Consider the following 24,623-nt stretch of genomic DNA (forward strand, 5'->3'; position numbering starts at 1 on the left):
CGTGGAGCGCTCTATATCCCCGGTCACATGAGCATCGATCACGACTCCCGCCTCCGGCGGCTGAAGTTCCGGGCCTGGCATCGCGGATTTCGGGAAGCGGACCTCATTCTGGGGCCGTTCGCGGACACCCATGGCCCCAACCTGACCCCCGAGCAGCTGGATGCCTTCGAAACGCTGATGGAGGAGTCGGACCGTGAGATCTACGCCTGGATCGTCGGCCAGGAGCCGACACCGGCCAGGTTCGACACCGACGTCCTGACCCTGATCAAGACCTTCCGCTACGAAGCTCATGCTTCGCGGCCGATCGGCGACGGGATGTAGCGGTCCGGTTCCGGACCGTTTCCAGGCAACAGCATCAGTACCGGCGGCGTTGTCGCTGGCTCAACCTTCGAAGAGCAGCATGGCCTACGACGCCAAACAGATCGCCAAGGCCTCGGGAGGCCTAACCCTGGCCGGCGCGCCGGAAGGCTTCGACGCCCTGGTCATGGCCGACATCGCCCGGGCGCGCGGCGGCCTCACAGCCTTCGTCGCCCGCGACACCGCCCGGGCCAGCGCCTTCATCGACGCCCTGAAGTTCTTCGCGCCCGAGATCGAGGCGGTGCTGTTCCCGTCCTGGGACTGCCTGCCCTATGACCGCATCGGTCCATCGGCTGGCGTGGCGGCCGTGCGCATGGCCACCCTGCACCGCCTGGCCGAGGGGCTGGGCAAGGACAAGCCGGCCATGCTGGTCACCGCCGCGCCGGCCCTGCTACAGCGCGTGCCGGAGAAGTCCGTCCTGCTGCGCGCCAGCTATTCGGCCAGGGTCGGCAACAGCGTCGACGTGGCTGACCTGGAACGCTATTTCGCGATCAACGGCTACAGCCGGGCCTCGACTGTGTCGGAACGCGGCGAGTTCGCGATCCGCGGCGGGGTCATCGACGTCTATCCGCCGGCCGCCGAGGAGCCCGTGCGGCTGGACCTGTTCGGCGACACGCTGGAGAGCATCCGCGCCTTTGACCCGGAAACCCAGCGCTCGACCAAGCAGCTTCGCGAGATCCAGCTGCTGCCGGTCAGCGAGGCCCTGCTCGACAAGGACGGCGTCTCGCGCTTCCGGGCCGGCTATGTCCGCCTGTTCGGCGCGCCGGGCGACGATCCGCTGTACGCCACGGTCAGCGAGGGCGGCCGTCGCGCCGGTCTGGAGCACTGGCTGCCGCTGTTCTACGAGCGGATGGCCACCCTGTTCGACTACCTGCCGGCCGGGGCCCTGGTCGGCGTCGATCACCAGGTCACCGAAAGCCGCGATGAGCGCCTGGCGATGATCGCCGACGCCTACGACGCCCGCGCCTCGGCCGACCGCAAGTCGGCCTACCGGCCGCTGGCGCCCGACGCCCTGTACCTGACCGCCAATGAATGGGACCAGGCCGTCGAGGACCGTCCCAACCGCAAGTTCACCCCGTTCCAGCCGCAGGGCCTGGACGTCGTCGACATGGGCGCCAAGCTTGGCCGCACCTTCGCCGCCGAGCGGGCCCAGGACAGCGTCAACCTGTTCCAGGCGACCGCCGATCACGCCACCACGCTGGCGGGCCAGGGGAAACGCGTGCTGTTCGCCTCGTGGTCCGAGGGCTCGTCCGAGCGCCTGGGCATGATGCTGGCCGACCACGGCCTGAAGAAGATCCCCTACGCCGCCTACTGGCAGGCGGCCAAGGCCAATGACCCCAAGACCCCGCAGCGCGTGGTCCTGCCGTTGGACAACGGTTTCGAGACCGAAAACCTGGCGGTGATCTCCGAGACCGACATCCTCGGCGACCGCCTGGCCCGGCCGCGCAAGAAGCGCCGCGCCGCCAACTTCCTGGCCGAGGCCAGCGCCCTGACCCCCGGCGACCTCGTCGTCCACATCGACCACGGCATCGGCCGCTACGAGGGCCTCAAGACCCTGGACGTCCAAGGCGCGCCGCACGACTGCCTGGACCTGCTGTATGGCGGCGAGGCCAAGCTCTACCTGCCGGTCGAGAACATCGACCTTCTGACCCGCTACGGGACCGACGCCGAGAACGTCCAGCTCGACAAGCTGGGCGGCGCGGCCTGGCAGGGGCGCAAGGCCAAGGCCAAGGAGCGGCTGCGGGTGATGGCCGAGGGCCTGATCCAGATCGCCGCCGCCCGCCAGCTGAAATCGGTAGAGGAGACCGACCCGCCGCACGGCGTGTTCGACGAGTTCTGCGCCCGCTTCCCCTATGAGGAAACCGACGACCAGCTGTCGGCCATCGCCGACGTGCTGGAGGACCTGTCGTCGGGCAAGCCGATGGACCGGCTGATCTGCGGCGACGTCGGCTTCGGCAAGACCGAGGTCGCCTTGCGCGCCGCCTTCGTGGTGGCGATGAGCGGCAAGCAGGTGGCCATCGTCTGCCCGACCACCCTGCTGGCCCGCCAGCACTACAAGACCTTCAAGGACCGCTTCCAGGGCTGGCCGGTCAAGGTCACCCGCCTGTCGCGTCTGGTCACCGGCAAGGAGGCCGCCGAGACGCGCGAGGGCCTGGCCAACGGCCAGTTCGAGATCGTGGTCGGCACCCACGCCATCCTGTCCAAGCAGGTGTCGTTCAAGGACCTGGGCCTGGTCATCGTCGACGAGGAGCAGCACTTCGGGGTCAAGCACAAGGAGAAGCTCAAGGAGCTTCGCGCCGACGTGCACATGCTGACCCTGACCGCCACGCCGATCCCGCGCACCCTGCAGATGGCGCTCAGCGGCATCCGGGAAATGTCGATCATCGCCACCCCGCCGGTCGACCGCCTGGCGGTGCGCACCTACATCAGCCCGTTCGACCCGGTCACCCTGCGCGAGGCCCTGCTGCGCGAGAAGTACCGAGGCGGCCAGGCCTATTACGTGGTGCCGCGCATCAAGGATCTGGAGGACATCGAGAAGTTCCTCCGCACCCAGGTTCCGGAGATCAAGTACGTGGTCGGGCATGGGCAAATGGCCCCGACTCAGCTGGAAGACGTGATGACCGCCTTCTACGAGGGCCAGTACGACGTGCTCCTTGCGACCACCATCGTGGAAAGCGGGCTGGACATCCCCAGCGCCAACACCCTGATCGTCCATCGCGCCGACATGTTCGGCCTGGCCCAGCTCTATCAGATCCGCGGCCGGGTCGGCCGCTCCAAGGCCCGGGCCTACGCCTATCTGACCACGCCCAACGAAAAGACCATCACCCTGTCGGCCGAGAAGCGCCTGAAGGTGCTGCAGTCGCTGGATAGTCTTGGAGCGGGTTTCCAGCTTGCAAGCCACGACTTGGATCAGCGCGGCGGCGGCAACCTGCTGGGCGACGAGCAGAGCGGCCACATCAAGGAGATCGGCGTCGAACTCTACCAGCAGATGCTGGAGGACGCCGTCGCCGAGCTGCGCGAGCGCCAGGGGGCCGAGGCCCTGATCGAGGACCGCGGCTGGTCGCCGCAGATCAACACCGGCGCGGCGGTGATGATCCCCGACGACTACGTGCCCGACCTCAATGTCCGCCTGTCGCTGTATCGCCGCCTGTCGGAAGCCGAGAAGGCCGCCGACCGCGAGGCCCTGGCCGCCGAACTGATCGACCGCTTCGGCCCGCTGCCGCCCGAGACCGACAGTCTGCTCAAGGTGGTGGCCATCAAGGGCCTGTGCCGCGAGGCCAATGTCGCCAAGATCGACGTCGGCCCCAAGGGCGCGGTGGCCAGCTTCCGGGGCGACACCTTCGCCAACCCGCTGGCCCTGGTGCAGTTCGTGGCCAAGAACAACATCGTCTGGAAGGTTCGCCCCGACCAGAAGGTGGTGATCAAGGGCGAGTGGGACACGCCGGCCCAGCGGCTGGACGCGGCCGAGAAGATCCTGTCGCAGCTGGTCAGGCTGGCCAAGGCGGCCTGATCCTGGCGTTGGCGGGGCGGTAGCTGACAGCGGATGTCAGTAGGCTGGCCTTAGATCCCGCTCGCCCCAGCCAGGAGGATTCCCATGACCGCCCAGACCGTGATCGAACTGCGCCAGTACCGGATGAAGCCGGGCCGCCGCGACGACCTGATCGCCCTGTTCGAACGCGAGTTCGTCGAGAGCCAGGAAGCCTGCGGCATGAGTCTGCTGGGCCAGTTCCGCGACCTCGACGCGCCCGGCCACTTCGTCTGGATGCGCGGCTTCGAGAGCATGGCGGCCCGCAAGGCGGCGCTGGAGGGCTTCTACGGCGGTCCGGTCTGGCAGGCTCATCGCGAGGCGGCCAACGCCACGTTGGACGACAATGACGACGTCCTGCTGCTCAAGCCGCCGGTCGCCGCCGCCCGCCTCGACCTGCCGCCGCGCCAGCCCGACGGCGCGGACCTGGGCCCGGCCTCCCTGATCGGTATTACGATCCAGGCCCTGGACGGCCCGCCGCCCGCCGACTTCGCCGCCCGGTTCGAAGACGAGGTCCGGCCGGCCCTGGAGGCGGCCGGCGCCGAGGTGCTGGGCTGGATGGTCACCGAAGCCGCCGAGAACAGCTTTCCCCGCCTGCCGGTGCGCGAGGGCGAGCAGGTTCTGGCCTGGATCGGCCGCTTCGCCGACGCGTCGGCCCAGGCCGAGCACCTGGTCCGCGCCGAGCGGGCGGGCCTGGGCGACGGCTTTGGCCTCACATCGAAACGCGGGGTGATCCAGCGCCTGCGCCTGGAGCCCACGGTCCGTTCGCGGCTGAGATGACCGGGTCCGGATCCCGCCAGCCAGCGTGGCGCGGGTCTGCGAAGATCAGCCAAAGCCCGAGAGGAGATTTGCCATGGCCACGATCACCCGGTCCGTCGATGTCGCGCCGAGCCCCGACCAGGTCTGGGACGCCGTGCGCGACTGGGGCCATGTCCACCAGCGCCTGTGCCCCGGCGCCCTGACCGACTGCCAGGTGGAGGAAGGGGCGCGGATCGTCACCTTCGCCAACGGCCTGGTGGCCCGCGAGCTGATCGTCGCGGTCGACGACGAGGCCCGCCGCCTGGTGTGGTCGGTGGTCGGCAGCGCGCTGCTGACCCACCACAATGGCGCGATGCAGGTGCTGCCTGAAGGACAGGGCAGCCGCATCGTCTGGATCGCCGACATCCTGCCGCACGACGCCGCCGAGCGGGTGGCCGGCTTCATGGACCTGGGCTGCGCGGCGATGAAGACGACCTTGGAAGGGTGAAACGCCGGGGACGCGCTCTCACGGCAAGGCGCCAGCCGGTTTGCAGGGCGCTGGTCGTGAGTGCGTGTCCCCGGCGAGTTATGCTCGGCGCATAGCAAACAAAGTCCCGCGATTTCAACGCCCTAAACTTTCTCGACCCGATTTGATCCTCACCCTTCAGACCGCCCGTATCCTGACCTCACCTGAAGGCACGGGGAGGGCGCACGTACGGCGACCGATGCGGCTTTCGGGGGTGGTCGAGCGGGAAGCGTTTGTCGGTGGTCTTCGGTGACAACCTTTCGCGACGGTCCTGGGCAGGTTCCCCTTAGTCGGGACGAAACCCAGGCGGCGGAGGATCGGCAAGCGCAACAGGCACGGGCTGAAATCGCCCATGCGGTCCAGGATGCGCCAACGTCCTGCCCGTCGGGGGCCTCCATCGGAGCGGGTTAAAAATCCGCGACCCGAAGGCTTCCGGATAACGGCCGCGCGAAGCGCCTGCACTTCGTCGAAACGGTATTCAAAACTGCAAATCATCCGGGCGAGGCCCGGGCGCTTCGCACCCTTCCCATCAAGCTCAGCGGGTTTCCGCGTGAGGCCGCGAAGCCGCGCCAAGCAGATCCTCCCCCTGTGGGGGAGGTGTCGGCGAAGCCGACGGAGGGGGGAGTGATCGGCCAATGGCCAGATCCCGGTTCGACGATCCCAAACCTCCCCCCACCGATCGCTGCGCGATCGCCTCCCCCACGGGGGGAGGTTCTTGGTCTCAGGCCGCCGCTTGCGCCCTGGCCGCGCGGGCGTCGCGCAGCAGGATCCAGGCGCGCAGGGCCATCTCCAGGCGCGACACGGCCAGCAGGCCCACACCCAGCACGAGGAAGCCGTCGGTGACCAGGGCGGCGTTGATATGCCAGGCCGAGGCCTCGCTCTCGACCAGGGCGCGCAGGGCGAAGCGGACGACGAACAGGCCCAGCAGGAACAGGATCGCGGCCGGCGACGGCTTGGTGTTCAGCAGGTGGGTCTGCGGGTCGATGGCGATCGGGATCAGCTTGCCGCGCCACCAGCCGATGGTGGCGCCGACCGCGAAGATCGCCGCCAGCCAGGCCCAGTCCACCCCATGCGGCGGGAACTGCACGAGGACGGCGACCATGGCGGCCACCAGCAGGGCCGGCATGATCCACATCAGCTCCAGCCTGAGCCGCCGCTCCCGCGTCATGCCCCGGAACCGCAGGGCGAACACCACGGCGACGATGGCGACCGCGACCGCCATCTGGATGCTGGAGTGAGGCATGGAAGAGGTCCCGACAACGCACCGCCGGACTGGCGGCTTCCCCGACCGGAGAATTGGCCTCGTCAGGCCGCCTGTTCAAGCGCCTTGTCGATGGCCTGGGCGATGTTTTCCGGGCTTTCGGCGCCAACGACCGCCAGCTTGCCGCCGAAGATCGCGAACGGCACGCCGGTGACGCCGGCCTGGACGGCCATGGCGTGCTCGCGGGCGACAGTGTCCTTGTCCGCGCCTTCGGACAGCAGGCGCAGGATCACGACGGGGTCCATGCCCGCCGCCTCGCCGATCTGCGCCAGCACCACCGGATCGCCGATGTCGCGAGCGTGGGTGAAATAGGCGGCGAACAGGGCCTCGACCACGGCGTCCTGCTTGCCCGCGCCGTGCGCCCAGCGGATCAGCCGGTGGGCGGCGCTGGTGTTGGGCGAGCGTTCGATGGCCTCGAAATCGAAGACGACGCCTTCCTCCGCGCCGGCCTCGACCAGGGCGGTGTGCACCGCCTTCAGCTTCAGCGGATCCTTGAACTTGCCGGCCATATAGGCTTTGCGGTCAACGCCTTGCTCGGGAAGGGTCGGGTCCAGCTGGTAGGGCCGCCAGACGATCAGCGGCTCGACGTCCGGCCGCAGGGCCACGGCCGACTTCACCCGCCGCCAGCCCAGATAACACCAGGGACAGACGACGTCGGCGACGAGGTCGATAAGCAGCGGCTGGCCCATGGCGCGGTCCTTCGATGGCGAACGCTGCAGCACCTAGGGGCGTCCTCGTCCTTCGACAAGCTCAGGATGAGGACGATTGCTGGCGCGGCGCTTCAAAAATCCTCATCCTGAGCTTGTCGAAGGACGAGGATTTCATCCACCTGCATTTAAGCCGAATGCCGCTGCAGGGCCTGGGCGGCCGCCCGCTCCAGGGCGTGGACGGCGCTTTCGCCGGCCTCGATCTGGGCCACCCCGATGTCGAACTCGCAGACGAACGGCGGGCGGTCGTCGCCGGCGTCGAAGGCCGTGCAGCCGATCACCGCGGCGATCCGCTCGGCGGCGGCGCGGCCGGCCGCCTGGTTGGTGGCGGGCAAGGCCAGGGCGAAGACCTCGGGCGCCAGCCGGGCGGCGGTGTCCTCGACCCGCACCAGTCGGCCGACCATCGAGCCGATTTGCGGGATGGCGCGGTCCAGCCAGCCGTTCTTGCGCGCCCAGACGGTGTCGGGCTTGTCGGCGACCCGCAGCACGCAGATCGACAGCGGCCGAGCCCGCTCGCGGGCGGCTCCGGCCAGGCGGACCAGGTGGGCGGCGAACAGGTCGCGGGTGAACAGGCCGGTGGCGGCGTCCATCAGGCCCGAGCTGCGGGCCTTTTCCAGGGCCCCGCGAATGGACTCGCCGCGACGGTAGTTGCGGGCCAGCTCGATGACCCGCTTGGCGGTCTCGATCTCGGCCGTCTCGGGCGAGGCGACGTCGGACACCCCGCGATGGAAGGCCTCCGACATGGTCACATAGCTCTCGGCCTTCAGGTACAGCAGGGCCGGGATGTGGAAGAGCCGAGTGTTGCGGCGCATGCCCGCCGCGATCGACAGGGCTTCCTGCTGGTTGTCGCCGGCCCACAGCACCACGGCGTCGAACGCCCGCTCGTGCAGGTAATCGAAAGCCGTATAGGCGGTGAAGGCGCCGACCACGTCGGCCCCGCTGCGGGTCAGGGCGTTGGACAGGGCCAGGAACTGCGGGGCCGGCTCGCCGATCGCCAGGACGCGGAACGGCTCGACCTGCGGCTCGGGCAGGTCCAGCCGCCGGCCGCGGTCGCCGAAGGTGGCCAGCCGAAGCTCGAACTCCTCCTCGGCGATGGCGGTGCGGACCAGGGATTCCAGGCGCAGCACGGCCTGGCTGGGATGCAGGGGCGGCGACAGGGTCAGGTCGAAGGCCTGGGTGTTGGCCTCCGCGCCCGGCTCGCCGATGGCGATGACCGGCAGGCGGCGCGGCGCCACGGCCGCTTTCAGGCGGCGCGACAGGGAGTGGGCGTCGGGGCCGGCGCTCTCCAGGTCGACGATCACCGCCTCGATGTTCAGGTCGCCCAGGGCGGCCAGGGCGGCGTAGGGACCGCGCGCGGTGATGGTCCGCCAGCCGAGCTTGTCGAGCCCTTCGGACAGCGGCCCGGCGCGAGCATCGTCGCGCGCCACGATCAGGATTCGGGCGTTCACCGCCAACTCAAGCCTCCGCCCCGGATACCGGCCTCGCCCGACGGCGCGGCGCCGTCGAGATTCGACGTCGCAACATAGCAGAGGCGGACGGCCCTCATAGGTACGCATCGCCGCAGGCCCGAGAACGGACAAACGCCCTTGCCTGACCGAAGGGCAGGGACCCTTTAGTGGCCGGGAAACGAGCGCCGCGAGAGTCGGCCGGGAGGAACATATGGCCCAGGGACCGCAAGGACCTTTGTCTGGCCTGAAGGTGCTGGAATTCGCCGGGCTCGGTCCCGGACCGTTCTGCGGCATGCTGCTGTCGGACCTGGGAGCCGACGTCGTCCGCATCGACCGCAAGGGCGCGGGGCGCGGTTCGCCCGCCGACGTCACCGCCCGGGGCCGCCGCTCGGTGGCGCTGGACCTGAAGTCGCCCGCCGCGGTCGAGACCTGCCTGACGCTGATGGAGCGCGCCGACGGCCTGATCGAGGGGTTCCGCCCGGGGGTCATGGAGCGGCTGGGCCTGGGCCCCGACGCCGCCCTGGCCCGCAATCCCAGGCTGGTCTACGGCCGCATGACCGGCTGGGGCCAGACCGGTCCGTACGCCAAGGCCGCTGGCCACGACATCAACTACATCGCCATCACCGGCGCCCTGGCGGCGATCGGGACACAGGACCGGCCGACGCCGCCGCTGAACCTGGTCGGCGATTTCGGGGGCGGGGCGCTGTATCTGGCCTTCGGCCTGCTGGCCGGGGTGATCCACGCCCGGGCGACGGGGCAGGGCCAGGTGATCGACTGCGCCATGAGCGACGGCGCGGCCTCGCTGATGGCGATGTTCTACGGCTTCAAGGCCGGCGGCGTGTGGGGCGAGGGGCGGCGGTCCAACCTGCTGGACGGCGGGGCCCACTTCTACGACACCTACCGGTGCAGCGACGGCAAATGGATCTCGATCGGCTCGATCGAGCCGCAGTTCTACCTGCTTCTGCTGGAAAAGACCGGGATCACCGACCCGCAGTTCCAGCATCAGATGAGCCGCGAAGAGTGGCCGCAGCTGCGGGAGAAGCTGGCGGCGGTGATCGCGACCAGGACCCGCGACGCGTGGTGCGCCCTGATGGACGGGACCGACGTCTGCTTCGCCCCGGTCCTGACGATGGACGAGGCTCCCGCCCACGCCCACAACGCCGCCCGCCAGACCTTCGTCGAGGTGGCCGGCGTGACCCAGCCGGCCCCAGCGCCGCGCTTCTCGGCCACGCCCGGCGCGATCCAGGGCCCGCCGCCGAAGATCGGAGCCGACAACGACATGGCGCTGGCGGACTGGGGTTTCTCGACCGAGGCGATCGCGGCGCTGAAGGCGCAGGGCGCGCTTTAACGTCCGTCTCCTGACGAGATCATTCAGGTCCGGTTCAGCCGCCAGGGTCTAAACCTGATCCTGCAACCGGCCGTCGCGCCACCCGTCCCTCGATGCGGCGATCGGTTCAGGTTCGTCCTGCGGAGACCCGCCGCTTTCCCTGAAGCGGCGGGTCTTTGTGCTCGAAACCGATGTTTTTTTGGCGGCGCGCTTGCGTCGAAGCGGCGCCGAGGCCAGTTTCCGCCGCATGAATTCCCCCCAGGACCGTATTCGCTTTCGAGATCTCGATCTCGATCCGATCCATTGGGCGCGAGAGATCCTGCGGGTCCTGGGCCTGGCCCTGCAGCGCCTGTGGGGCCGCGACGTGATGCTGTACGTTGGCGGCGTCTCGTTCTTCATCCTGCTGGCGGTGTTTCCCGGCCTGGCGATCCTGATCGGCCTGTTCAGCATGCTGCTGACTCCCGAACAGGCCGCCTCCCAGGCCGACAAGCTGTCGTTCCTGATGCCCTCGGGCGCCCGGCCGATCTTCCAGAGCGAGCTGGCCCGGCTGGCCCACGCCCCGGAGAGGGCCATCTCCGCCCAGAGCGCCGTGGTGCTGGTCATCGGTCTCTACGCCGCCCATCGCGGCTTCAAGGCCTTGCTGGCCGGCCTGTCCTTCATCCATGACGAGGAGGACCAGCGCGGCTTCTTCGGCTTCAACTTCATGGCCCTGGTGGTGCTGGTCGCCGCCTTCGCCCTGCTGTTCGTGATGTCGGGCGTGTTCCTGACCTTCCGCCTGCTGGCCAGCACCCTGAACCTTCGCCCCCTGGCCGGCGCGTCGTGGATCCAGAGCGAATGGACCTGGGCCAGCCTGGGCCTGCTGGTCGGCATGACCCTGATCTATCGCTACGCCATGTCTCGCGCCCCGGTCGGCTGGCGCGCCTCGATCGCCGGCGGCTTCGCCGCGGCGGTGATGTGCGTGTTCATGTCGTGGGCCAGCGCCTTCTATGTCGAGCAGGTGGCCCATCTGGGCGCGACCTACGGCTCGATCTCGGCGGTGATCATCTTCCTGATCTGGCTGTCCTGGAGCGTCAACGCCGTGTTCTACGGCGGGGCCCTGGCCACCGAGATGGAGATCGCGCTGGACGAGCGACCCCGGGCCCTGCTCGAAGGCCCCAAGGCCATTCCGCTCAAGGCGCCTTCGCCACCAGAAAGCTGATCGCGCCGTTCGGAGCGTCGACGATCTCCAGCACGGTCGCGCCGGCGCTGGCGGCGAAATGCGGCACGTCGATGCGGGCCAGCGGGTCGTCGGCCAGCAGGCGGACCAGGCCGCCGGCTGGTGCCTCTTCCAGGGCCCGGCGCAGGCGCAAGGTCGGCACGGGGCAGCGATGACCGCGCGCGTCCATCAGGCGTTCTTCGGGCTTGGCGTCAGACATCGAACACCGTCTCCGCCTGGGCGGCCGTCAGGATCCGGTGCTGGCCGGGCTCAAGGTCGTCAGGGAGGGTTATGCCGCCGATGCGCTCGCGGTGCAGCCCGACCACATGGTTGCCCACGGCGGCGAACATCCGGCGCACCTGGTGGTAGCGGCCTTCGGTGATGGTCAGCCGCGCCTCGCGTTCGCCCAGCACCTCCAGGGCCGCCGGCAGCAGCGGCTTTTCCTCGCCCTCCAGCAGCAGGGTCCCGCTGGCGAAGGCCGCGCCTTCGGTCCCGGCCAGCGGCCGGTCAAGCGTCGCGCGATAGACCTTGGGCACGTGGCGCTTGGGCGAGATCACCCGGTGCAGGAAGTCGCCGTCGTCGGTGATCAGGATCAGGCCCGAGGTGTCCTTGTCCAGCCGCCCGACGCTCGAAAGGGCCGGGTCGCGGATCTGCCAGCGCTTGGGCAGAAGGTCGTAGATCCGCTCGCCGTCCTCGCGGTGCGAACAGACCACGCCCAGCGGCTTGTGCATGATCAGCACCAGGGGCGCTGGCGGATCGACCGGGACGCCGCGGATCTTCAGGCGCAGCGGCAGGTCGGCGGCCACGGCGACCTTCAGCCCGGCGTCCTTGATGGCCACGCCATCCAGCGTGACCTTGCCGGCCGAGACCAGGGCCTGGACGTCGCGCCGGCTGCCGTAGCCCAGATTGGCCAACAGCCGGTCCAGCCGCGCCATCAGCGCCTTGGTCATTTCCGGGCCTCGTAGACCTTGAAGCCGCCAGTGTCCGCGACCGGCCGCACGGTCTTGAAGTGCTCGTTCAGCACCGCCTCATAAGGCAGGTGGCGGTTGGCGACGATCCACAGCACGCCGCCCTTGCGCAGCATGCCCGCCGCCGAGGTGATGAACGCCTGGCCCAGCCCCTTGTCCTCGGCGCCGGCGTCGTGGAACGGCGGGTTGGTGACCACAAAGTCCAGGCCGCTGGCCAGGTCGGCGCCGCGCCGGGCGTCGGCCTGGACGACCTCGACGCGGGGATCGTCGACATTGCGCCTGGCCGCCTCGACCGCCCGGCGGTCCAGGTCGACCAGGGTCAGCTTGGTCACCTTGGGCGAGGTCAGCACCGCGTGCGCCAGCACGCCGATGCCGCAGCCCAGGTCGACGCCGGCCCCGCCCAGCGGCGGCAGCGACTTCAGCAGCAGGGCCGAACCGGGGTCCAGACGGTCCCAGCTGAACACGCCCGGCTGGGTCCACAGGCCGTCGCCGTCCAGCCGGCGCGGCGCGCCCTCGGCGATGGCGGCGTCCAGGCCGACAGGATTGGCCGGCTTGAGGGCCACGCAGATCCGATGGTGGCGCTTGGCGCTCTCGCCGATCGTGCAGCCGAACGCCGTCAGCTCCTTGTTCATCCGCAGGCCGCCGCGGTCCTTGGGGGCCAGGGCGGTCAGCCGTCCCTCGACCTTCAGGGCCTTAAGGGCCTGGGCCAGGACGTAGCGCCGTTCGGCGACGCCAGGCGGGGCCAGGACCACGATCTCGTCCAGCGAGCCCTCGGCGATGTCCGTCCAGTCGGTGGAGCCCACCACCAGCGGCGAGACCTGCACGGCGTCCCCGGGAACGTCGACCACGTCGAAGGGCGGAAAGCCGTAGACGGCGGCGCGGGGAGCATCGGGCATCGGGTTGAATCTCGGCGGCAAGGAACAGGCGGCTTCAGTAGACCTTCGCGCGGTCTTATCAAGTTTCACGACGCGCGGGCGACAGGTGGATCGAGCCTCTCCGTGGAGGCGGGCAAGGATTGATCTGGCTATCCCGCTGGGCGAAGCTGCTAGTCATGGCTCGGAACCGTCCCGACATCCATGCGCCGCGGCCCAGCGTCGCCGATCCTCGCCCAGTGCTACTGGCGGCCGCGCTGGATTTCGTTCGCGAAGCACGATCCTGCCCCGAGGTGCTGCGCATCGCGCTCGTCGGCTCGCTTTCGACCGGCAAGCCGATCCCGAAGGACGTCGACGTCCTCGTCACCCTGGCCCACCACAGCGACCTGACGTCGCTCGCCCAGGCCGCGCGGCGGCTGAAGGGCCGCGCCGGCGCGATCAATCTCGGCGCCGACATCTTCCTGTGCAACGGCGACGGCCGCTATCTCGGTCGCGTCTGCGGCTTTCGAGAATGCCACCCCCGCGCGGCGTGCGAGGGTCTGCAATGCGGATCCGGGCGCCGGCTCAAGGACGATCTCCACGCGGTCACCCTGGACCTGTCCTTGACCCTCGCGCCGCCGATCGAGCTCTGGCCCGTCGTCAAGCGCCGGGTGGTCGCTCCCGACGACGTCGAACGACTGCTGCTGGCGGCGCTCGAACGCGAGGCGACGCGGGGCAGCGGAGCGCGTCCAGGCGCTGGATGAAGGTGCGCTTGGCCTTGTGGCGCAGGGCCAGGTCGGCGACGTAGGCGGCCTGGGACGCGGGATCGTCGCACAGCTGTCCTCGAAGGCGAATGAATTTGATCGCCGTATCGTAGGCGCCGGCGTTGCCGACCCGCACGCTGGATTCCGCCAGGCGCTCGTAGGCGGCCCGGGCCTGCGAGCGATGGGTCTGGTGGCTGGCGTCGGCCAGCGCCTTCAGTCGCCAATCGCCGAGCGTCCGCCGATTGGCGATCTCCCAGGCGGCGTCCAGCCGCCCCTCCGCCAACTGCAGTTCGAACAGCATCGCCCAGAGACCCTTGGCGGTCAGGATCTCGGCGCTGCGATCGACGACGTCGATCGGCGACAAGCGTTTCAGGTCGTTCACCAGGGCTAGATCGGGCGCCCGCTCGAAGGCGCGCCAGAGAAGCGACAGGGCCTCGTCGCTTCGGCCCGCCTGGGCTTCGAGTTGGGCCGCCAGGCCGACCAAATTCACATTGGGCGCGTCCTCGAAGATCCAGACGGCGTCCCGCGCCCATTTCAGCGCCAGGTCCTGGCGCTCGGCCTCCATGCAGATCTTGATGATCTCCAGATAGGCGTATTGGCCGGTAAGATCCGCGCTGCGCAGCGCGATCCGTGCGTCGAGATCGCCGTCGTCACGCGCGAACTGGTCGAGAATCTCGCGCAGGGCGTAGCGTCCGACGCGGTCCTTGGCCGCGGTCGCCGCCCAGGCCTCTTCCGCCAACCGCCGGTACTCGGCCATTCCGGTCTTGCCGAGCACTTCGGCATAGTCGATGCGCAGGTCCTCGAACGCCGGCCATTCGCCGCCCACCTCATGCTGGAACAGCCATTGGGCCAGATCCACCGGATCGGGCCCGGTCTTCTCGCAGGCGGCCAGATGAATCTCCAGGGCCCGCTGGACGGCGGAGCTCACCTCGCCCTCGGAGTCGTCGATGGCCTCGAAGACGTCCTGCATGGCCTCGAGGAAGTGCGCCATCAGCGCCACAACGGCGGTCGCCCGGCCGTTGGCGTTCAACCGCTCCACCCGATCGAGCAGGGCGGACAGGCCGTCGGCGTAGGTTCCGACCGCGTAGTAGCCGACGTCTCCAGCGACGTGACAGGCCGCGTCGATCTCGGCCCGGTATCGGCGAACAAGCGCCTGGTCGTTTTCGAGGGCGTCCTGGGCGTCCGCCTCGATCTCGGCCCACAGGTTCGCGTCGCGCTCGGCCAGGGACAGGAGGCGAGCGACCGCCGCGTCCAGGCCCTGTCGGCGCAGATGCTCGGCCAGCCGCGCGCGCCGGTCGACCGTCGCTCCCTCGTCGGCCCGCTCGCGAGCGGTCATGGCCACGGCGACCATGTGCTTGCAGAAATCGGTGGAGTCGAACGCCGGGCAATCGCAGGTTCCCGCCGCGACGTCGCCGCGCCAGCGCAGCTTCACCCGATAGATCTCGGTTCCCCGGGCTCGCGCGACCGCCTGGTCGCCGTCCAGCGACAGCAGGTCCACGCGGCCCTGCGCGTGATAGGCCGCGCCCCGCGCGAAGGCGCCGGAACCCGCGGCCCGCTCCAGCCGCTTGTCCGAAAGAATCTCGTGGATCGGTCTCATCGCGCCCCATCAAAGCGCGATCGGCACGATAACGGCAAGACGCTCGAAAACGTCGAGGCGGATCGTTGCGGGCATGCCCGATAAGGACGAGCCGTTATAGCGACTTTGGCTGCGAAACGATGGGAAGCGGCAGATGCTGATTGCGTCGCCCATCTCGCATCCGGTTGCCGAACGCGACGTGATTCACCGGCTGCGTCGGCTTGACGAGAACAGTAAACTAGGAAGAGTTCTTCAGCCGTGAAGAAGCCGCCACGCTCCTAGGTCATGTTGCAAACAAAGACGATCATCATCGCTGTCATCACTTTGGTCATCGGCTTCGCGGGCGGTTTCGCCTTGCGCCCGGTCATCGCACCGACGCAGCAATTAGCTGCCGTTGTCCGTCCATCGCCTATCGCTCCGGCGGCAAGCGAGGCGCGGGGCACGCAGTATTTCGTGGCCCATATCGACGAGGCCCGGCGGGTCGTGGACGGATGCCGCGACGGCTCCGTGCGCGGAGGCGAATGCGCTACGGCCGAGGAAGCGATCATCAAGGTCGATGCCGCTGAACGCACCAAGCGCTTCCTCGGCAACTGACTCCAGCGGAGCGCTCGGTCTATCGCGCTACGCCAGTCGCGACCGGCATCGCCCGCGTGCCGTATAGGACCGCTGGCGGGCGGCGCGCCCACTGTTGTCCTGATCTGGCGGGCAGGGTGGGATTCGAACCCACGGTGGACTTTCACCCACGGCGGTTTTCAAGACCGCTGCCTTAAACCACTCGGCCACCTGCCCGGAGCAGGGGCCTATATCAGCGGTCGGGCGGCCGCTCCAGTCGATTCCGGCGCGTTTGGCCGCACCTTTGGTTAACCAGACGTCAAGCCTCCTGAACGACCCTGACCGGCGAGATGCAGTGTTCGGGAGCCGGCGTGGTCATGGAAAGCGAGACGCAAGGCGCGTTCCGTCTGCTGCGCGGCGTCGCCGTCGCGGCCCTGGGCTGCGCGGGCCTGGCCGCCTGCGCCACGCCGTTGCCGACTCGGCAATCCCCGACGGCCTCCACCGCCAGGCCCTATTCGGGACCGCCGGCTCAGGGCTCGACCTCCGGCCTGCGGGGGACCGAAAAGCCCTATCAGATCAGAGGCGTCTGGTACTATCCCAAGGCTGATCCGGACTATGACGAGCGCGGCGTCGGCTCGTGGTATGGCGAGCAGTTCCACAATCGCCGCACGGCCAATGGCGAGATCTTCGACATGGACGTGCCGTCGGCGGCCCACAAGACCTTGCCGCTGCCCAGCATCGTCGAGGTCACCAACCTGGACAACGGCCGCAAGCTGCAGGTTCGGGTCAACGACCGGGGACCGTTCGTCGACGGCCGCATCATCGACCTGTCCAAGGCCGCCGCCGAGCAGCTGGGCTATGGCCGGGCCGGCGTGGCCCGGGTCCGGGTCCGCTATGTCGGTCCCGCCGGCAAGACGCCTTTCGACCAGCCGCGGATGATCGCCTCGGCCCCGCCGCCCGCCGAGCCGCGCGCAGCGCCGCCGCCCAAGGGCCGCGTCTACGCGACCGGCCTGCCGCCGGCCCAACCGGCCTACGCCGCCCCGCCGCCGCCCAAGGCCGCCGACCCGGACTATGCGCCGTACGTGTCGCCGTCGCCCGCGCCCCTGGTCCCGGCCGAGCCCGCGCCGATCCTCGCCAGCGCCAGCACGAGCGCCTACCGCGTCCAGGCCGGGTCGTTCGCCAACCGCGACAACGCCGAGCGGGCCGTGGCCCAGCTGGGCGAGGCCGGAGAGACTTCGATCGAGTCGATCCAGCGCGCCCAGGGCGTGCTCTACCGCGTGGTGGTCCAGGCCGGGCCCGACGAGGCCGAGGCCTTCGGCGTGCGCGACCGCGTCGCCGCCCTGGGCTTTTCCGACGCCACGGTGCTGCGCCCCTAGAGGCATCCGCTCGAAAAGTGGGACCCGGTTTTCGGAAAAAGCCGGCGCCCTGCATTGAGCGGCGATCGCCTCTGGACAAGACGGGCGTTACGGCCGATTTGAAGCCCGTGACGCGTGGAACCTTCATCAGTTTCGAGGGCGGCGAGGGGGCTGGAAAGTCCACCCAGATCCGCCGCCTGGCCGAACGCCTGAAGGCGGACGGCGCCGACGTGGTGCTGACCCGCGAGCCGGGCGGCAGCCCGGGCGCCGAGCAGATCCGCGACCTGATCCTCAACGGCGACGTCGACCGCTGGTCGCCGGTCACCGAGACCCTGCTGATGTACGCCGCGCGGCGCGACCATATCGAGCGGGTGATCCGCCCGGCCCTGGACCGCGGGGCCATCGTGCTGTGCGACCGCTTCGCCGACAGCACCCGGGCCTATCAGGGCGCCGGCGGCGAAGCGCCGATCGGCCTGATCAAGGCGCTGGAGGAGCACGTCCTGGGCGGCACGACGCCGGACCTGACGCTGATCTTCGACATCCCGGCCGAGGTGGGTCTCAAGCGCGCTCTGGCCCGGGGCGGCGAGGCGCGCTTCGAGTCCAAGGGGCTGGCCTTCCACCAGCGCCTGGGCGAGGCCTTCCTCGAGATCGCGCGCCGCGAGCCCCAACGCTGCGTGGTGATCGAAGCCGACGACGCGATCGACGCGGTCTGGGCCGACGTCTGGGACGCGGTGTCCACCCGCCTGGGCCTCTAGAGCGTGGACGCGCCGCCCCATCCCCGCGACGTGTTCGCCATCGACGGCGTCGAGGCCGCCGAGTTGGCCTTCCTGGACGCCCTGGACCGCGGCCGGCTGCACCACGCCTGGCTACTGACCGGCCCCGAGGGCGTGGGCAAGGCGACTCTGGCCTATCGCATGGCCCGCCGCCTGCTGGGGGCGCGACCCGACCCGGCGTTCGGCGCCCTAGGCTCGGCGCCGACCGATTTCGTCAGCCGCCAGGTCGCCGCGCGGTCGCACCCCGACCTGATGGTGCTGGAGCGGGCAACCGACGACGGCAAGGCCCGCAAGTCGATCCCGGTCGACGAGGCCCGCCTGCTGCCGGCCTTCTTCGCCAATTCTCCGGCCGTCTCGCCCTACCGGGTGGCGATCATCGACGCCGCCGACGACCTGAACGTCAACGCCGCCAACGCCGTGCTGAAGACCCTGGAGGAACCGCCGCCGCGCGGGGTGATCCTGCTGGTCAGCCATTCGCCGGGCCGCCTGCTGCCGACCATCCGCTCGCGCTGCCGCCGGCTGGTGGTGCCCGCGCCGGAGCTGTCCAAGGCCGCGGCCATGGTCGAGCAGCGAGCCGGGGTCTCGGCCCACGAGGCCGACCGTCTGGCGCGGATGGCCAAGGGCGCGCCGGGCCGAGCCCTGCAGCTTGCCGCCGCCAGGGCCCTGGAGGCCGACGACGCGGCCGGCGAGATCCTGCGCAAGCTGCCCGACCTGGACGAAGGCGCACTGCTGGCCATGGCCGACACCTTCAAGGGGGCCGAGGGCGCCGCGCGGTTCGAATTGCTGTTCGATCGCCTGGGCGACCAGATCCACGCCATGGCCACCGGCATGGCCGGCGAACGCACGCCAGCCGGTCTGGACCGCTGGGTGGCGGCCTGGGAGAAGATCATGCGCGCGCCCGGCGAAGCCGAGGCGGTGAACCTGGACCGGGCCGATGTGTTCTGGACCGCGATCATGGACTTGCGCGCCGCCGCCCGAGCGGCGATGTGACCGCATGCTCATCGACAGCCACGTAAACCTGCACGCCCATCAGTACGACGAGGATCGCCAGGCGGTGATCGACCGCGCCCGCCAGGCCGGGATCGCGCTGATGGTCACCATCTGCGACAAGATCCCGTCATTCGACGCCGTCCACGCCATCGCCATGGCCCATGACGACATCTGGTGCACGGTCGGGGCCCATCCGCACGAGGCCAAGGACCATGTTGAGCTGACGACCGAGCGGCTGGTCGAGCTGGCCGGCCGGCCCAAGGTGATTGGCATCGGCGAGACGGGCCTGGACTTCCACTACGACCTCAGCCCGCGCGACCTGCAGGCCGACGTGTTCCGCGCCCATGCGGCCGCGGCGCGGCAGACCGGTCTGCCGCTGGTGGTTCACACCCGCGAGGCCGACGCGGCGATGGGCGACATCCTGGAAGAAGAGCACGCCCGGGGCCCGTTCAAGATCCTGATGCACTGCTACACCAGCGGTCCTGAACTGGCCAAGCGCATGGCGGCGCTGGGGGCGTGGTTCTCGGTTTCGGGGATCGCCACCTTCAAGCAGGCCCAGGCGGTGCGCGACATCATCGCCGACATGCCGGCCGACAAGATCATCCTGGAGACCGACTGCCCGTACCTGGCGCCCGTGCCGATGCGCGGCCGCCGCAACGAGCCGGCCTACCTGCCGCATGTGCTGGACAAGCTGGCCGAGATCCGCGGCTGGACCCGGGCTGACGCCGAGGCGCGCACCGAGAACGCCTTCTTCACCCTGTTCGACCGGATCCCGCGGAAATGACCGCCAAGCTGGAGTTCACGATCCTGGGCTCCGGCTCGTCGGGCGGCGTGCCGCGCGCCGACGGCGCCTGGGGCGATTGCGACCCGGCCGAACCGAAGAACTTGCGCACCCGCTGCTCGATGCTGGTGCGGCGGCCGAGCGGCGATCCCGCGACCGACACGACGGTCGTGGTCGATACCGCCCCGGACTTCCGGCTGCAGGCGGTGAGGGCGGGGGTCAAGCGGGTCGACGCCTGCCTGTTCACCCACGACCACGCCGACCAGGCGCACGGGATCGACGACCTGCGCGCGTTCTTCCTGAACCATCGCCGGCGCGTGCCGACCTATATGGACGCCTATACGACGGAGAGCCTGGGGCGGCGGTTCGGCTATATCTTCGAGAGCCACGGCGGCTATCCGGCCATCTGCGACGCCCATCCCATTCCGCCGCACGGCCAGCCCTGGACCGTGGACGGGCCCAGCGGCGCGATCCCGGTGACCACCTTCGACGTCGACCATGGCGAGATCCGCGCCGTCGGCTACCGGTTCGGCAAGGTCGCCTATACGCCCGACGCCATCGGCTTTCCCGAGGCGAGCTGGGCGGCCCTGAGCGACCTGGACGTCTGGGTGGTGGACGCCCTGCGCTGGACACCTCATCCGACCCACGCCCATGTCGGCCTGGCCCTGGACTGGATCGCCCGCGCCAAGCCGCGCCGCGCCATCCTGACCAACCTGCATATCGACCTGGATTTCAACGCCTTGGCGGCGAAACTTCCGCCGGGGGTCGAGCCGGCCTATGATGGGATGACCTTCGAGGTTTGAGGCCCGGCGCGGTGCGTCCCCGCCTTTACGCTCCCCTTACGCCGATCCGCGCCATGGCGAATGGAGCCCTTACGCGCCCCCGTGGTCCTCTCCAGCCAAGTTAGCTGGAGGCCAAGGATGGCTGATCTGATCTTCCTGGCGGCTGGCGGCGGGCTGTTCCTGGCCTTCGCCGCCTTCGCCGCCGCCCTGAGGCGCGTGTGACCATGCTGGTGAACGTGCTGTGGGCCGCCGGGGCGCTCGTCGTCGCGGCGTACATGGTCGTGGCCCTGCTCCGACCCGACAAGTTCTGACGGAACTCATCTCATGAATTGGCAAGGCTGGGCGGAAATCGCCCTGACGCTGGGCCTGGCGGTCGCCATCGGCTGGCCGCTGGGCGTTTACATGTCGCGGGTCTGGAACGGCGAGCGCACCTGGCTGGACCCGGTGTTGCGTCCGGTCGAGGCCGTCTTCTACAAGGCCTGCGGCGTCGATCCGGCCAAGAGCCAGAGCTGGTACGGCTATGCCGGCGCGCTGTTGGCCTTCAACCTGGTCGGCTTCCTGCTGGTCTATGCGGTGCTGCGCCTGCAGGGCGTGCTGCCGCTGAATCCGCAAGGCTTCCCAGGTCTCTCCGGGCACCTGTCGTTCAACACCGCGATCAGCTTCGTCACCAACACCAACTGGCAGAGCTATGCTGGCGAGTCGACGATGTCGACGTTGAGCCAGATGCTGGTGCTGACCACCCAGAACTTCGTCTCGGCCGCCACCGGCGCGACCATCGCCGCGGCCCTGGCCCGGGCGTTCGTCGCCAATCGCGGCGAGGGGGTCGGCAACTTCTGGGCCGACCTGGTGCGCACCACGCTCTATGTGCTGCTGCCGCTGTCGTTCCTGCTGGCCGTGGTCCTGGTCGCCCTGGGCCTGCCCCAGACCCTGGCCGCCAGCGTCACCGCCCACACCCTGGAAGGCGCCGACCAGAAGATCTCGCTCTACGCCGTGGCCTCGCAGGAGGCCATCAAGATGCTGGGCATCAACGGCGGCGGGATCTTCAACGCCAACTCCGCACACCCGTTCGAGAACCCCACGCCGCTGACCAACCTGATCACGGCGGTCTCGATCAACACGCTGGGCTGGGCCGCCTTCTTCGCTTTCGGCCGTAGCGTCTTGGCCAAGAAGGACATTCGGGCCCTAGTGGTAGCGGGCATGGTCCTGCTGTCGGCAGGCGCGGCGACGATCTACGTCACCGAGACGCAGAGCCCGCCGGCCCTGGTCGCCGCCCATGTCGACGCCTCGGTCAACATGGAGGGCAAGGAGACCCGCTTCGGCGCCCCGGCCACCGCCGCCTGGGTCGCCATGACCACGGGAGCCTCGAACGGCTCGGTCAACGGCATGCACTCCAGCCTGATGCCGCTGGGCGGCGGCATGGCGATGTTCCTGATGCACCTGGGCGAGATCCTGCCCGGCGGCATCGGCTCGGGCATCGCCATCATGGTGGTCATGGCCGTGCTGTCGGTGTTCGTGGCCGGCCTGATGGTGGGCCGAACCCCCGAATATCTCGGCAAGAAGATCGAGGCCCGCGAGGTGCAGCTGTCGATCCTGGCCGTGGTGGCCATCCCGGTCTCGACCCTGGGCTTCTCGGCCATCGCCGCGATCCTGCCCGAGGCGCTGAAGGGCCTGATGCACTCCGGTCCGCACGGCCTGTCGGAGATCCTCTACGCCTACACCTCGGCCACGGCCAACAACGGCTCGGCCTTCGCCGGCCTGACCGCCAACGCCCCCTGGTGGGACGCGACCCTGGGCGTGGCCATGGCCATGGGCCGGTTCATGCCGATCATCGCCGTCCTGGCCATGGCCGGCTCGCTGGCCGCCAAGCCCAAGCTGGCCCCGTCCGCCGGGACCCTGCCCACCGACGGCGGCCTGTTCATCGGCCTGCTTGTAGGGGTGATCCTGATCCTGGGCGGCCTGCAGTTCTTCCCCGCATTGGCGCTGGGTCCGATCGTCGAGCACTTCCAGGTGCTCGCCGCGGTCGCCCGCGCGTCCTGATCGCAAAGGCGATTGAAGATGACGACCCTTCAAGCTCCCTTGGACGAGCCCCAGACCGGGGAGGGCCGGCGCAAGGCCAGCGCCCTGACCGGCGGCCTGTCCGCGGCCATCCTGACCCGCGCGGCCAAGGACGCCTTCGTCAAGCTGGACCCGCGCGAGCTGACCGGCAATCCGGTGATCTTCGCCACCTGGATCGTGGCCCTGCTGTCGACGGTCTCGGCCGTCGCGGCGGTGGCGGGCGGTCAGCCGGCCGGCTTCGCGATCCAGATCGCCGGCTGGCTATGGGCCACGGTGCTGTTCGCCAACCTGGCCGAAAGCGTCGCCGAAGGGCGGGGCAAGGCCGCCGCCGACAGCCTGCGCGCCACCCGCGTGACCACCAACGCCAAGCTGATCATCGACGACAAGACCGGCACGATCATCCCGACCGCCGCCCACAAGCTGGTCCCCGGCGAGGTGATCCTGGTCGAGGCCGGCGACGTGGTCCCGACCGACGGCGAGATCATCGAGGGCATGGCCAGCGTCAACGAGGCGGCCATCACCGGCGAGAGCGCCCCGGTCATCCGCGAGAGCGGCGGCGACCGCTCGGCCGTCACTGGCGGCACCACCGTGGTGTCGGACTGGATCAAGGTGCGGGTCACTGCCTCGCCAGGCGGCACGTTCCTGGACCGCATGATCGCCATGGTCGAGGGCGCGGACCGTCGCAAGACGCCCAACGAGATCGCCCTGGCCGTGCTGCTGGCCGGCCTGACCCTGATCTTCCTGATCGCCGTGGTCACCCTGCTGGGCCTGGGCCAGTTCTCGGGCGTGGCCCTGGACCCGCTGGTGCTGGGGGCGCTGTTCATCACGCTCATTCCGACGACGATCGGCGGGCTGCTGTCGGCGGTCGGCATCGCCGGCATGGACCGGCTGATTAAGCACAACGTCCTGGCCACCTCGGGCCGGGCCGTGGAGGCGGCGGGCGACGTCGACACCCTGCTGCTGGACAAGACCGGCACCATCACCTTCGGCAACCGCATGGCCACCGAGGTGATCGCCGCGCCCGGCGTGCGTCCGGACGCCGCCCTGCGAGCCGCCGTCAGCGCCTCCCTGGCCGACGAGACGCCGGAAGGCCGCTCGATCGTCGAACTGGGCCGCAACCAGGGGATCGTCATCGAAGCGCCGGCCGGCGCGACCTCGATCGCCTTCAGCGCCACGACCCGCCAGTCGGGCCTCGACGCGGACGGGATGTCCTGGCGCAAGGGGGCGGTGGACGCCGTCTACCGGTCGCTGGCCCTGGATCCCAGGCAGGTCCCCGGCGAGGTGACGGCCGCCGTCGACCGCATCGCCCGCTCGGGCGGCACGCCGCTGGCGGTCAGCGAGAACGGGGTTCTGGTCGGGGTCATTCACCTGAAGGACGTGGTCAAGCCCAACGTCAAGGAACGCTTCGCTGACCTGCGCCGCATGGGCCTGCGTACGGTGATGATCACCGGCGACAACCCGGTGACCGCCGCCGCCATCGCCTCGGAGGCCGGAGTCGACGACTTCCTGGCCGAGGCCACGCCAGAGGACAAGCTGCGGCTGATCCGCGAGGAGCAGGGCAAGGGCCGGCTGGTGGCCATGTGCGGCGACGGGGCCAACGACGCGCCCGCCCTGGCCCAGGCCGACGTCGGCGTGGCGATGCAGACCGGCGCCCAGGCCGCCCGCGAGGCCGGCAACATGGTCGACCTCGACAGCGACCCAACCAAGGTCATCGAGATCGTCGAGGTGGGCAAGCAGATGCTGATCACCCGCGGCGCGCTGACGACCTTCTCGATCGCCAACGACGTGGCCAAGTACTTCGCCATCATCCCGGCGATGTTCGTGGTCGCCCTGCCGGCGCTCGGCGCGCTGAACGTCATGCATCTGCACAGCCCGCAGAGCGCCATTCTGTCGGCGGTGATCTTCAACGCCCTGGTCATCGTCGCCCTGATCCCCCTGGCCCTGAAAGGCGTGAAATATCGGGCGGTTGGGGCGGGAAAGCTCTTGTCGCGCAACCTGCTGGTCTACGGCCTGGGCGGCCTGGTCGCCCCGTTCGTCGGCATCAAGCTGATCGACCTGATCGTATCTGGCCTCGGCTTGGCCTAAGCTGCA

Annotated in this window: 24 protein-coding genes, 1 tRNA gene and 1 pseudogene; 16 read left to right on the plus strand and 10 right to left on the minus strand. The window is 69.6% G+C overall.

Annotated elements, in window-relative coordinates; all coding sequences use genetic code 11:
- Window positions 1–27: 27 nt before the first annotated feature.
- The 4 genes from ACSQ2G_RS13205 to ACSQ2G_RS13220 all read left to right on the plus strand — a co-directional run bounded on the left by ACSQ2G_RS13205 (window position 28) and on the right by ACSQ2G_RS13220 (window position 5,129).
- Entirely contained in the window at window positions 28–321 is a 294-nt protein-coding gene (locus tag ACSQ2G_RS13205) for a succinate dehydrogenase assembly factor 2 (RefSeq protein WP_436031501.1), read from the plus strand.
- Between the two features lie 79 nt (window positions 322–400).
- Window positions 401–3,868, plus strand: a complete 3,468-nt coding sequence (mfd, locus tag ACSQ2G_RS13210) for a transcription-repair coupling factor (RefSeq protein ID WP_436031503.1) — start codon at window positions 401–403, stop codon at window positions 3,866–3,868.
- Window positions 3,869–3,952: 84 nt separating this feature from the next.
- Entirely contained in the window at window positions 3,953–4,663 is a 711-nt protein-coding gene (locus ACSQ2G_RS13215) for an NIPSNAP family protein (RefSeq protein ID WP_436031505.1), read from the plus strand.
- Between the two features lie 73 nt (window positions 4,664–4,736).
- Complete coding sequence (locus tag ACSQ2G_RS13220) at window positions 4,737–5,129, plus strand: SRPBCC family protein (RefSeq protein ID WP_436031507.1); 393 nt, start codon at window positions 4,737–4,739, stop codon at window positions 5,127–5,129.
- A gap of 739 nt (window positions 5,130–5,868) precedes the next feature.
- Here ACSQ2G_RS13220 and ACSQ2G_RS13225 read toward each other — a convergent pair.
- The 4 genes and pseudogenes from ACSQ2G_RS13225 to ACSQ2G_RS13240 form a co-directional block, all read right to left on the minus strand.
- Complete coding sequence (locus tag ACSQ2G_RS13225) at window positions 5,869–6,390, minus strand: hypothetical protein (protein WP_436031509.1); 522 nt, start codon at window positions 6,388–6,390, stop codon at window positions 5,869–5,871.
- Window positions 6,391–6,452: 62 nt separating this feature from the next.
- Window positions 6,453–7,097, minus strand: a complete 645-nt coding sequence (locus tag ACSQ2G_RS13230; RefSeq protein ID WP_436031511.1) for a DsbA family oxidoreductase — start codon at window positions 7,095–7,097, stop codon at window positions 6,453–6,455.
- 39 nt (window positions 7,098–7,136) lie between these two features.
- Window positions 7,137–7,243, minus strand: a pseudogene (locus ACSQ2G_RS13235) (hypothetical protein); the annotation flags it as partial.
- A complete protein-coding gene (locus ACSQ2G_RS13240) occupies window positions 7,244–8,569 on the minus strand; it encodes a diguanylate cyclase domain-containing protein (protein ID WP_436031512.1) in 1,326 nt (441 codons plus the stop codon).
- A 205-nt stretch (window positions 8,570–8,774) separates the two neighbouring features.
- Between ACSQ2G_RS13240 and ACSQ2G_RS13245 the strand changes: the two genes are divergently transcribed.
- The gene (locus ACSQ2G_RS13245; protein ID WP_436031513.1) at window positions 8,775–9,911 is read left to right on the plus strand and encodes a CaiB/BaiF CoA transferase family protein; all 1,137 of its coding nucleotides are present in this window, start codon (window positions 8,775–8,777) and stop codon (window positions 9,909–9,911) included.
- A gap of 226 nt (window positions 9,912–10,137) precedes the next feature.
- The gene (locus ACSQ2G_RS13250; protein ID WP_436031514.1) at window positions 10,138–11,088 is read left to right on the plus strand and encodes a YihY/virulence factor BrkB family protein; all 951 of its coding nucleotides are present in this window, start codon (window positions 10,138–10,140) and stop codon (window positions 11,086–11,088) included.
- Here the strand turns inward: ACSQ2G_RS13250 and ACSQ2G_RS13255 are convergent.
- The 3 genes from ACSQ2G_RS13255 to ACSQ2G_RS13265 are packed head-to-tail and all read right to left on the minus strand — an operon-like array spanning window position 11,060 to window position 12,949.
- On the minus strand, window positions 11,060–11,305 hold the full coding sequence (locus ACSQ2G_RS13255) for a sulfurtransferase TusA family protein (RefSeq protein WP_436031516.1): 246 nt from the start codon (window positions 11,303–11,305) through the stop codon (window positions 11,060–11,062). The genes ACSQ2G_RS13250 and ACSQ2G_RS13255 overlap by 29 nt on opposite strands.
- The gene (locus ACSQ2G_RS13260; protein ID WP_436031518.1) at window positions 11,298–12,035 is read right to left on the minus strand and encodes a pseudouridine synthase; all 738 of its coding nucleotides are present in this window, start codon (window positions 12,033–12,035) and stop codon (window positions 11,298–11,300) included. Before ACSQ2G_RS13260 ends, ACSQ2G_RS13255 begins: the two co-directional genes overlap by 8 nt.
- Window positions 12,032–12,949 (minus strand): class I SAM-dependent methyltransferase, encoded by a 918-nt coding sequence (locus ACSQ2G_RS13265; protein ID WP_436031520.1) that lies wholly within the window; start codon window positions 12,947–12,949, stop codon window positions 12,032–12,034. The genes ACSQ2G_RS13260 and ACSQ2G_RS13265 overlap by 4 nt, the downstream gene beginning before the upstream one ends.
- Before the next feature lie 215 nt (window positions 12,950–13,164).
- On the opposite strand from ACSQ2G_RS13265, the gene ACSQ2G_RS13270 reads away from it, so the two are divergent.
- Window positions 13,165–13,668, plus strand: a complete 504-nt coding sequence (locus ACSQ2G_RS13270) for a hypothetical protein (protein WP_436031521.1) — start codon at window positions 13,165–13,167, stop codon at window positions 13,666–13,668.
- Here the strand turns inward: ACSQ2G_RS13270 and ACSQ2G_RS13275 are convergent.
- Both ACSQ2G_RS13275 and ACSQ2G_RS13280 read right to left on the minus strand, forming a co-directional pair.
- Window positions 13,565–15,265, minus strand: coding sequence for an SWIM zinc finger family protein (locus ACSQ2G_RS13275; RefSeq protein WP_436031523.1), 1,701 nt, complete (start codon window positions 15,263–15,265; stop codon window positions 13,565–13,567). The two genes, ACSQ2G_RS13270 and ACSQ2G_RS13275, sit on opposite strands and share 104 nt — an antisense overlap.
- A gap of 9 nt (window positions 15,266–15,274) precedes the next feature.
- Entirely contained in the window at window positions 15,275–15,418 is a 144-nt protein-coding gene (locus ACSQ2G_RS13280; RefSeq protein WP_436031525.1) for a hypothetical protein, read from the minus strand.
- A gap of 111 nt (window positions 15,419–15,529) precedes the next feature.
- On the opposite strand from ACSQ2G_RS13280, the gene ACSQ2G_RS13285 reads away from it, so the two are divergent.
- Window positions 15,530–15,838, plus strand: coding sequence for a hypothetical protein (locus ACSQ2G_RS13285; protein ID WP_436031527.1), 309 nt, complete (start codon window positions 15,530–15,532; stop codon window positions 15,836–15,838).
- A gap of 105 nt (window positions 15,839–15,943) precedes the next feature.
- On the opposite strand, the gene ACSQ2G_RS13290 is transcribed toward ACSQ2G_RS13285, so the two are convergent.
- A tRNA-Ser gene (locus ACSQ2G_RS13290) sits at window positions 15,944–16,033 on the minus strand.
- 140 nt (window positions 16,034–16,173) lie between these two features.
- Here ACSQ2G_RS13290 and ACSQ2G_RS13295 point away from each other — a divergent pair.
- The 8 genes from ACSQ2G_RS13295 (at window position 16,174) to kdpB (ending at window position 24,617) form a co-directional block, all read left to right on the plus strand.
- Window positions 16,174–17,172 carry a septal ring lytic transglycosylase RlpA family protein gene (locus ACSQ2G_RS13295; RefSeq protein WP_436031974.1) on the plus strand — a complete coding sequence of 333 codons (999 nt, stop codon included), beginning with the start codon at window positions 16,174–16,176 and terminating at the stop codon, window positions 17,170–17,172.
- Between the two features lie 107 nt (window positions 17,173–17,279).
- On the plus strand, window positions 17,280–17,906 hold the full coding sequence (tmk, locus tag ACSQ2G_RS13300) for a dTMP kinase (protein ID WP_436031529.1): 627 nt from the start codon (window positions 17,280–17,282) through the stop codon (window positions 17,904–17,906).
- A 3-nt stretch (window positions 17,907–17,909) separates the two neighbouring features.
- Window positions 17,910–18,914: a DNA polymerase III subunit delta' gene (locus tag ACSQ2G_RS13305; RefSeq protein WP_436031531.1), complete on the plus strand. Its 1,005-nt coding sequence runs from the start codon at window positions 17,910–17,912 to the stop codon at window positions 18,912–18,914.
- A 4-nt stretch (window positions 18,915–18,918) separates the two neighbouring features.
- Window positions 18,919–19,698: a TatD family hydrolase gene (locus ACSQ2G_RS13310; protein ID WP_436031533.1), complete on the plus strand. Its 780-nt coding sequence runs from the start codon at window positions 18,919–18,921 to the stop codon at window positions 19,696–19,698.
- Window positions 19,695–20,498 carry an MBL fold metallo-hydrolase gene (locus ACSQ2G_RS13315; protein WP_436031535.1) on the plus strand — a complete coding sequence of 268 codons (804 nt, stop codon included), beginning with the start codon at window positions 19,695–19,697 and terminating at the stop codon, window positions 20,496–20,498. Before ACSQ2G_RS13310 ends, ACSQ2G_RS13315 begins: the two co-directional genes overlap by 4 nt.
- A gap of 197 nt (window positions 20,499–20,695) precedes the next feature.
- Window positions 20,696–20,788 (plus strand): potassium-transporting ATPase subunit F, encoded by a 93-nt coding sequence (locus ACSQ2G_RS13320; protein ID WP_132095333.1) that lies wholly within the window; start codon window positions 20,696–20,698, stop codon window positions 20,786–20,788.
- Between the two features lie 13 nt (window positions 20,789–20,801).
- The gene (gene kdpA / locus ACSQ2G_RS13325) at window positions 20,802–22,514 is read left to right on the plus strand and encodes a potassium-transporting ATPase subunit KdpA (RefSeq protein WP_436031537.1); all 1,713 of its coding nucleotides are present in this window, start codon (window positions 20,802–20,804) and stop codon (window positions 22,512–22,514) included.
- Window positions 22,515–22,532: 18 nt separating this feature from the next.
- Window positions 22,533–24,617, plus strand: coding sequence for a potassium-transporting ATPase subunit KdpB (gene kdpB / locus ACSQ2G_RS13330; RefSeq protein ID WP_436031539.1), 2,085 nt, complete (start codon window positions 22,533–22,535; stop codon window positions 24,615–24,617).
- Window positions 24,618–24,623 lie beyond the last annotated feature (6 nt).

Origin of the sequence: Caulobacter sp. LjRoot300, from assembly GCF_964253875.1 — a bacterium.
Classification (GTDB): Bacteria; Pseudomonadota; Alphaproteobacteria; order Caulobacterales; family Caulobacteraceae; genus Caulobacter.

What these genes read in the sequence shown, in the direction of transcription:
- ACSQ2G_RS13215 (WP_436031505.1), top strand. Translation starts at nt 3,953, where the DNA reads ATGACCGCCCAGACCGTGATCGAACTGCGCCAGTACCGGATGAAGCCG.
- mfd (WP_436031503.1), top strand. Translation starts at nt 401, where the DNA reads ATGGCCTACGACGCCAAACAGATCGCCAAGGCCTCGGGAGGCCTAACC.
- ACSQ2G_RS13245 (WP_436031513.1), top strand. Translation starts at nt 8,775, where the DNA reads ATGGCCCAGGGACCGCAAGGACCTTTGTCTGGCCTGAAGGTGCTGGAA.
- ACSQ2G_RS13265 (WP_436031520.1), bottom strand. Translation starts at nt 12,949, where the DNA reads ATGCCCGATGCTCCCCGCGCCGCCGTCTACGGCTTTCCGCCCTTCGAC.
- ACSQ2G_RS13255 (WP_436031516.1), bottom strand. Translation starts at nt 11,305, where the DNA reads ATGTCTGACGCCAAGCCCGAAGAACGCCTGATGGACGCGCGCGGTCAT.
- ACSQ2G_RS13280 (WP_436031525.1), bottom strand. Translation starts at nt 15,418, where the DNA reads ATGGGCGACGCAATCAGCATCTGCCGCTTCCCATCGTTTCGCAGCCAA.
- kdpA (WP_436031537.1), top strand. Translation starts at nt 20,802, where the DNA reads ATGAATTGGCAAGGCTGGGCGGAAATCGCCCTGACGCTGGGCCTGGCG.
- ACSQ2G_RS13260 (WP_436031518.1), bottom strand. Translation starts at nt 12,035, where the DNA reads ATGACCAAGGCGCTGATGGCGCGGCTGGACCGGCTGTTGGCCAATCTG.
- ACSQ2G_RS13250 (WP_436031514.1), top strand. Translation starts at nt 10,138, where the DNA reads ATGAATTCCCCCCAGGACCGTATTCGCTTTCGAGATCTCGATCTCGAT.
- kdpB (WP_436031539.1), top strand. Translation starts at nt 22,533, where the DNA reads ATGACGACCCTTCAAGCTCCCTTGGACGAGCCCCAGACCGGGGAGGGC.
- ACSQ2G_RS13220 (WP_436031507.1), top strand. Translation starts at nt 4,737, where the DNA reads ATGGCCACGATCACCCGGTCCGTCGATGTCGCGCCGAGCCCCGACCAG.
- ACSQ2G_RS13310 (WP_436031533.1), top strand. Translation starts at nt 18,919, where the DNA reads ATGCTCATCGACAGCCACGTAAACCTGCACGCCCATCAGTACGACGAG.
- ACSQ2G_RS13230 (WP_436031511.1), bottom strand. Translation starts at nt 7,097, where the DNA reads ATGGGCCAGCCGCTGCTTATCGACCTCGTCGCCGACGTCGTCTGTCCC.
- ACSQ2G_RS13285 (WP_436031527.1), top strand. Translation starts at nt 15,530, where the DNA reads ATGTTGCAAACAAAGACGATCATCATCGCTGTCATCACTTTGGTCATC.
- ACSQ2G_RS13225 (WP_436031509.1), bottom strand. Translation starts at nt 6,390, where the DNA reads ATGCCTCACTCCAGCATCCAGATGGCGGTCGCGGTCGCCATCGTCGCC.
- ACSQ2G_RS13315 (WP_436031535.1), top strand. Translation starts at nt 19,695, where the DNA reads ATGACCGCCAAGCTGGAGTTCACGATCCTGGGCTCCGGCTCGTCGGGC.
- ACSQ2G_RS13295 (WP_436031974.1), top strand. Translation starts at nt 16,174, where the DNA reads ATGGAAAGCGAGACGCAAGGCGCGTTCCGTCTGCTGCGCGGCGTCGCC.
- ACSQ2G_RS13275 (WP_436031523.1), bottom strand. Translation starts at nt 15,265, where the DNA reads ATGAGACCGATCCACGAGATTCTTTCGGACAAGCGGCTGGAGCGGGCC.
- ACSQ2G_RS13205 (WP_436031501.1), top strand. Translation starts at nt 28, where the DNA reads ATGAGCATCGATCACGACTCCCGCCTCCGGCGGCTGAAGTTCCGGGCC.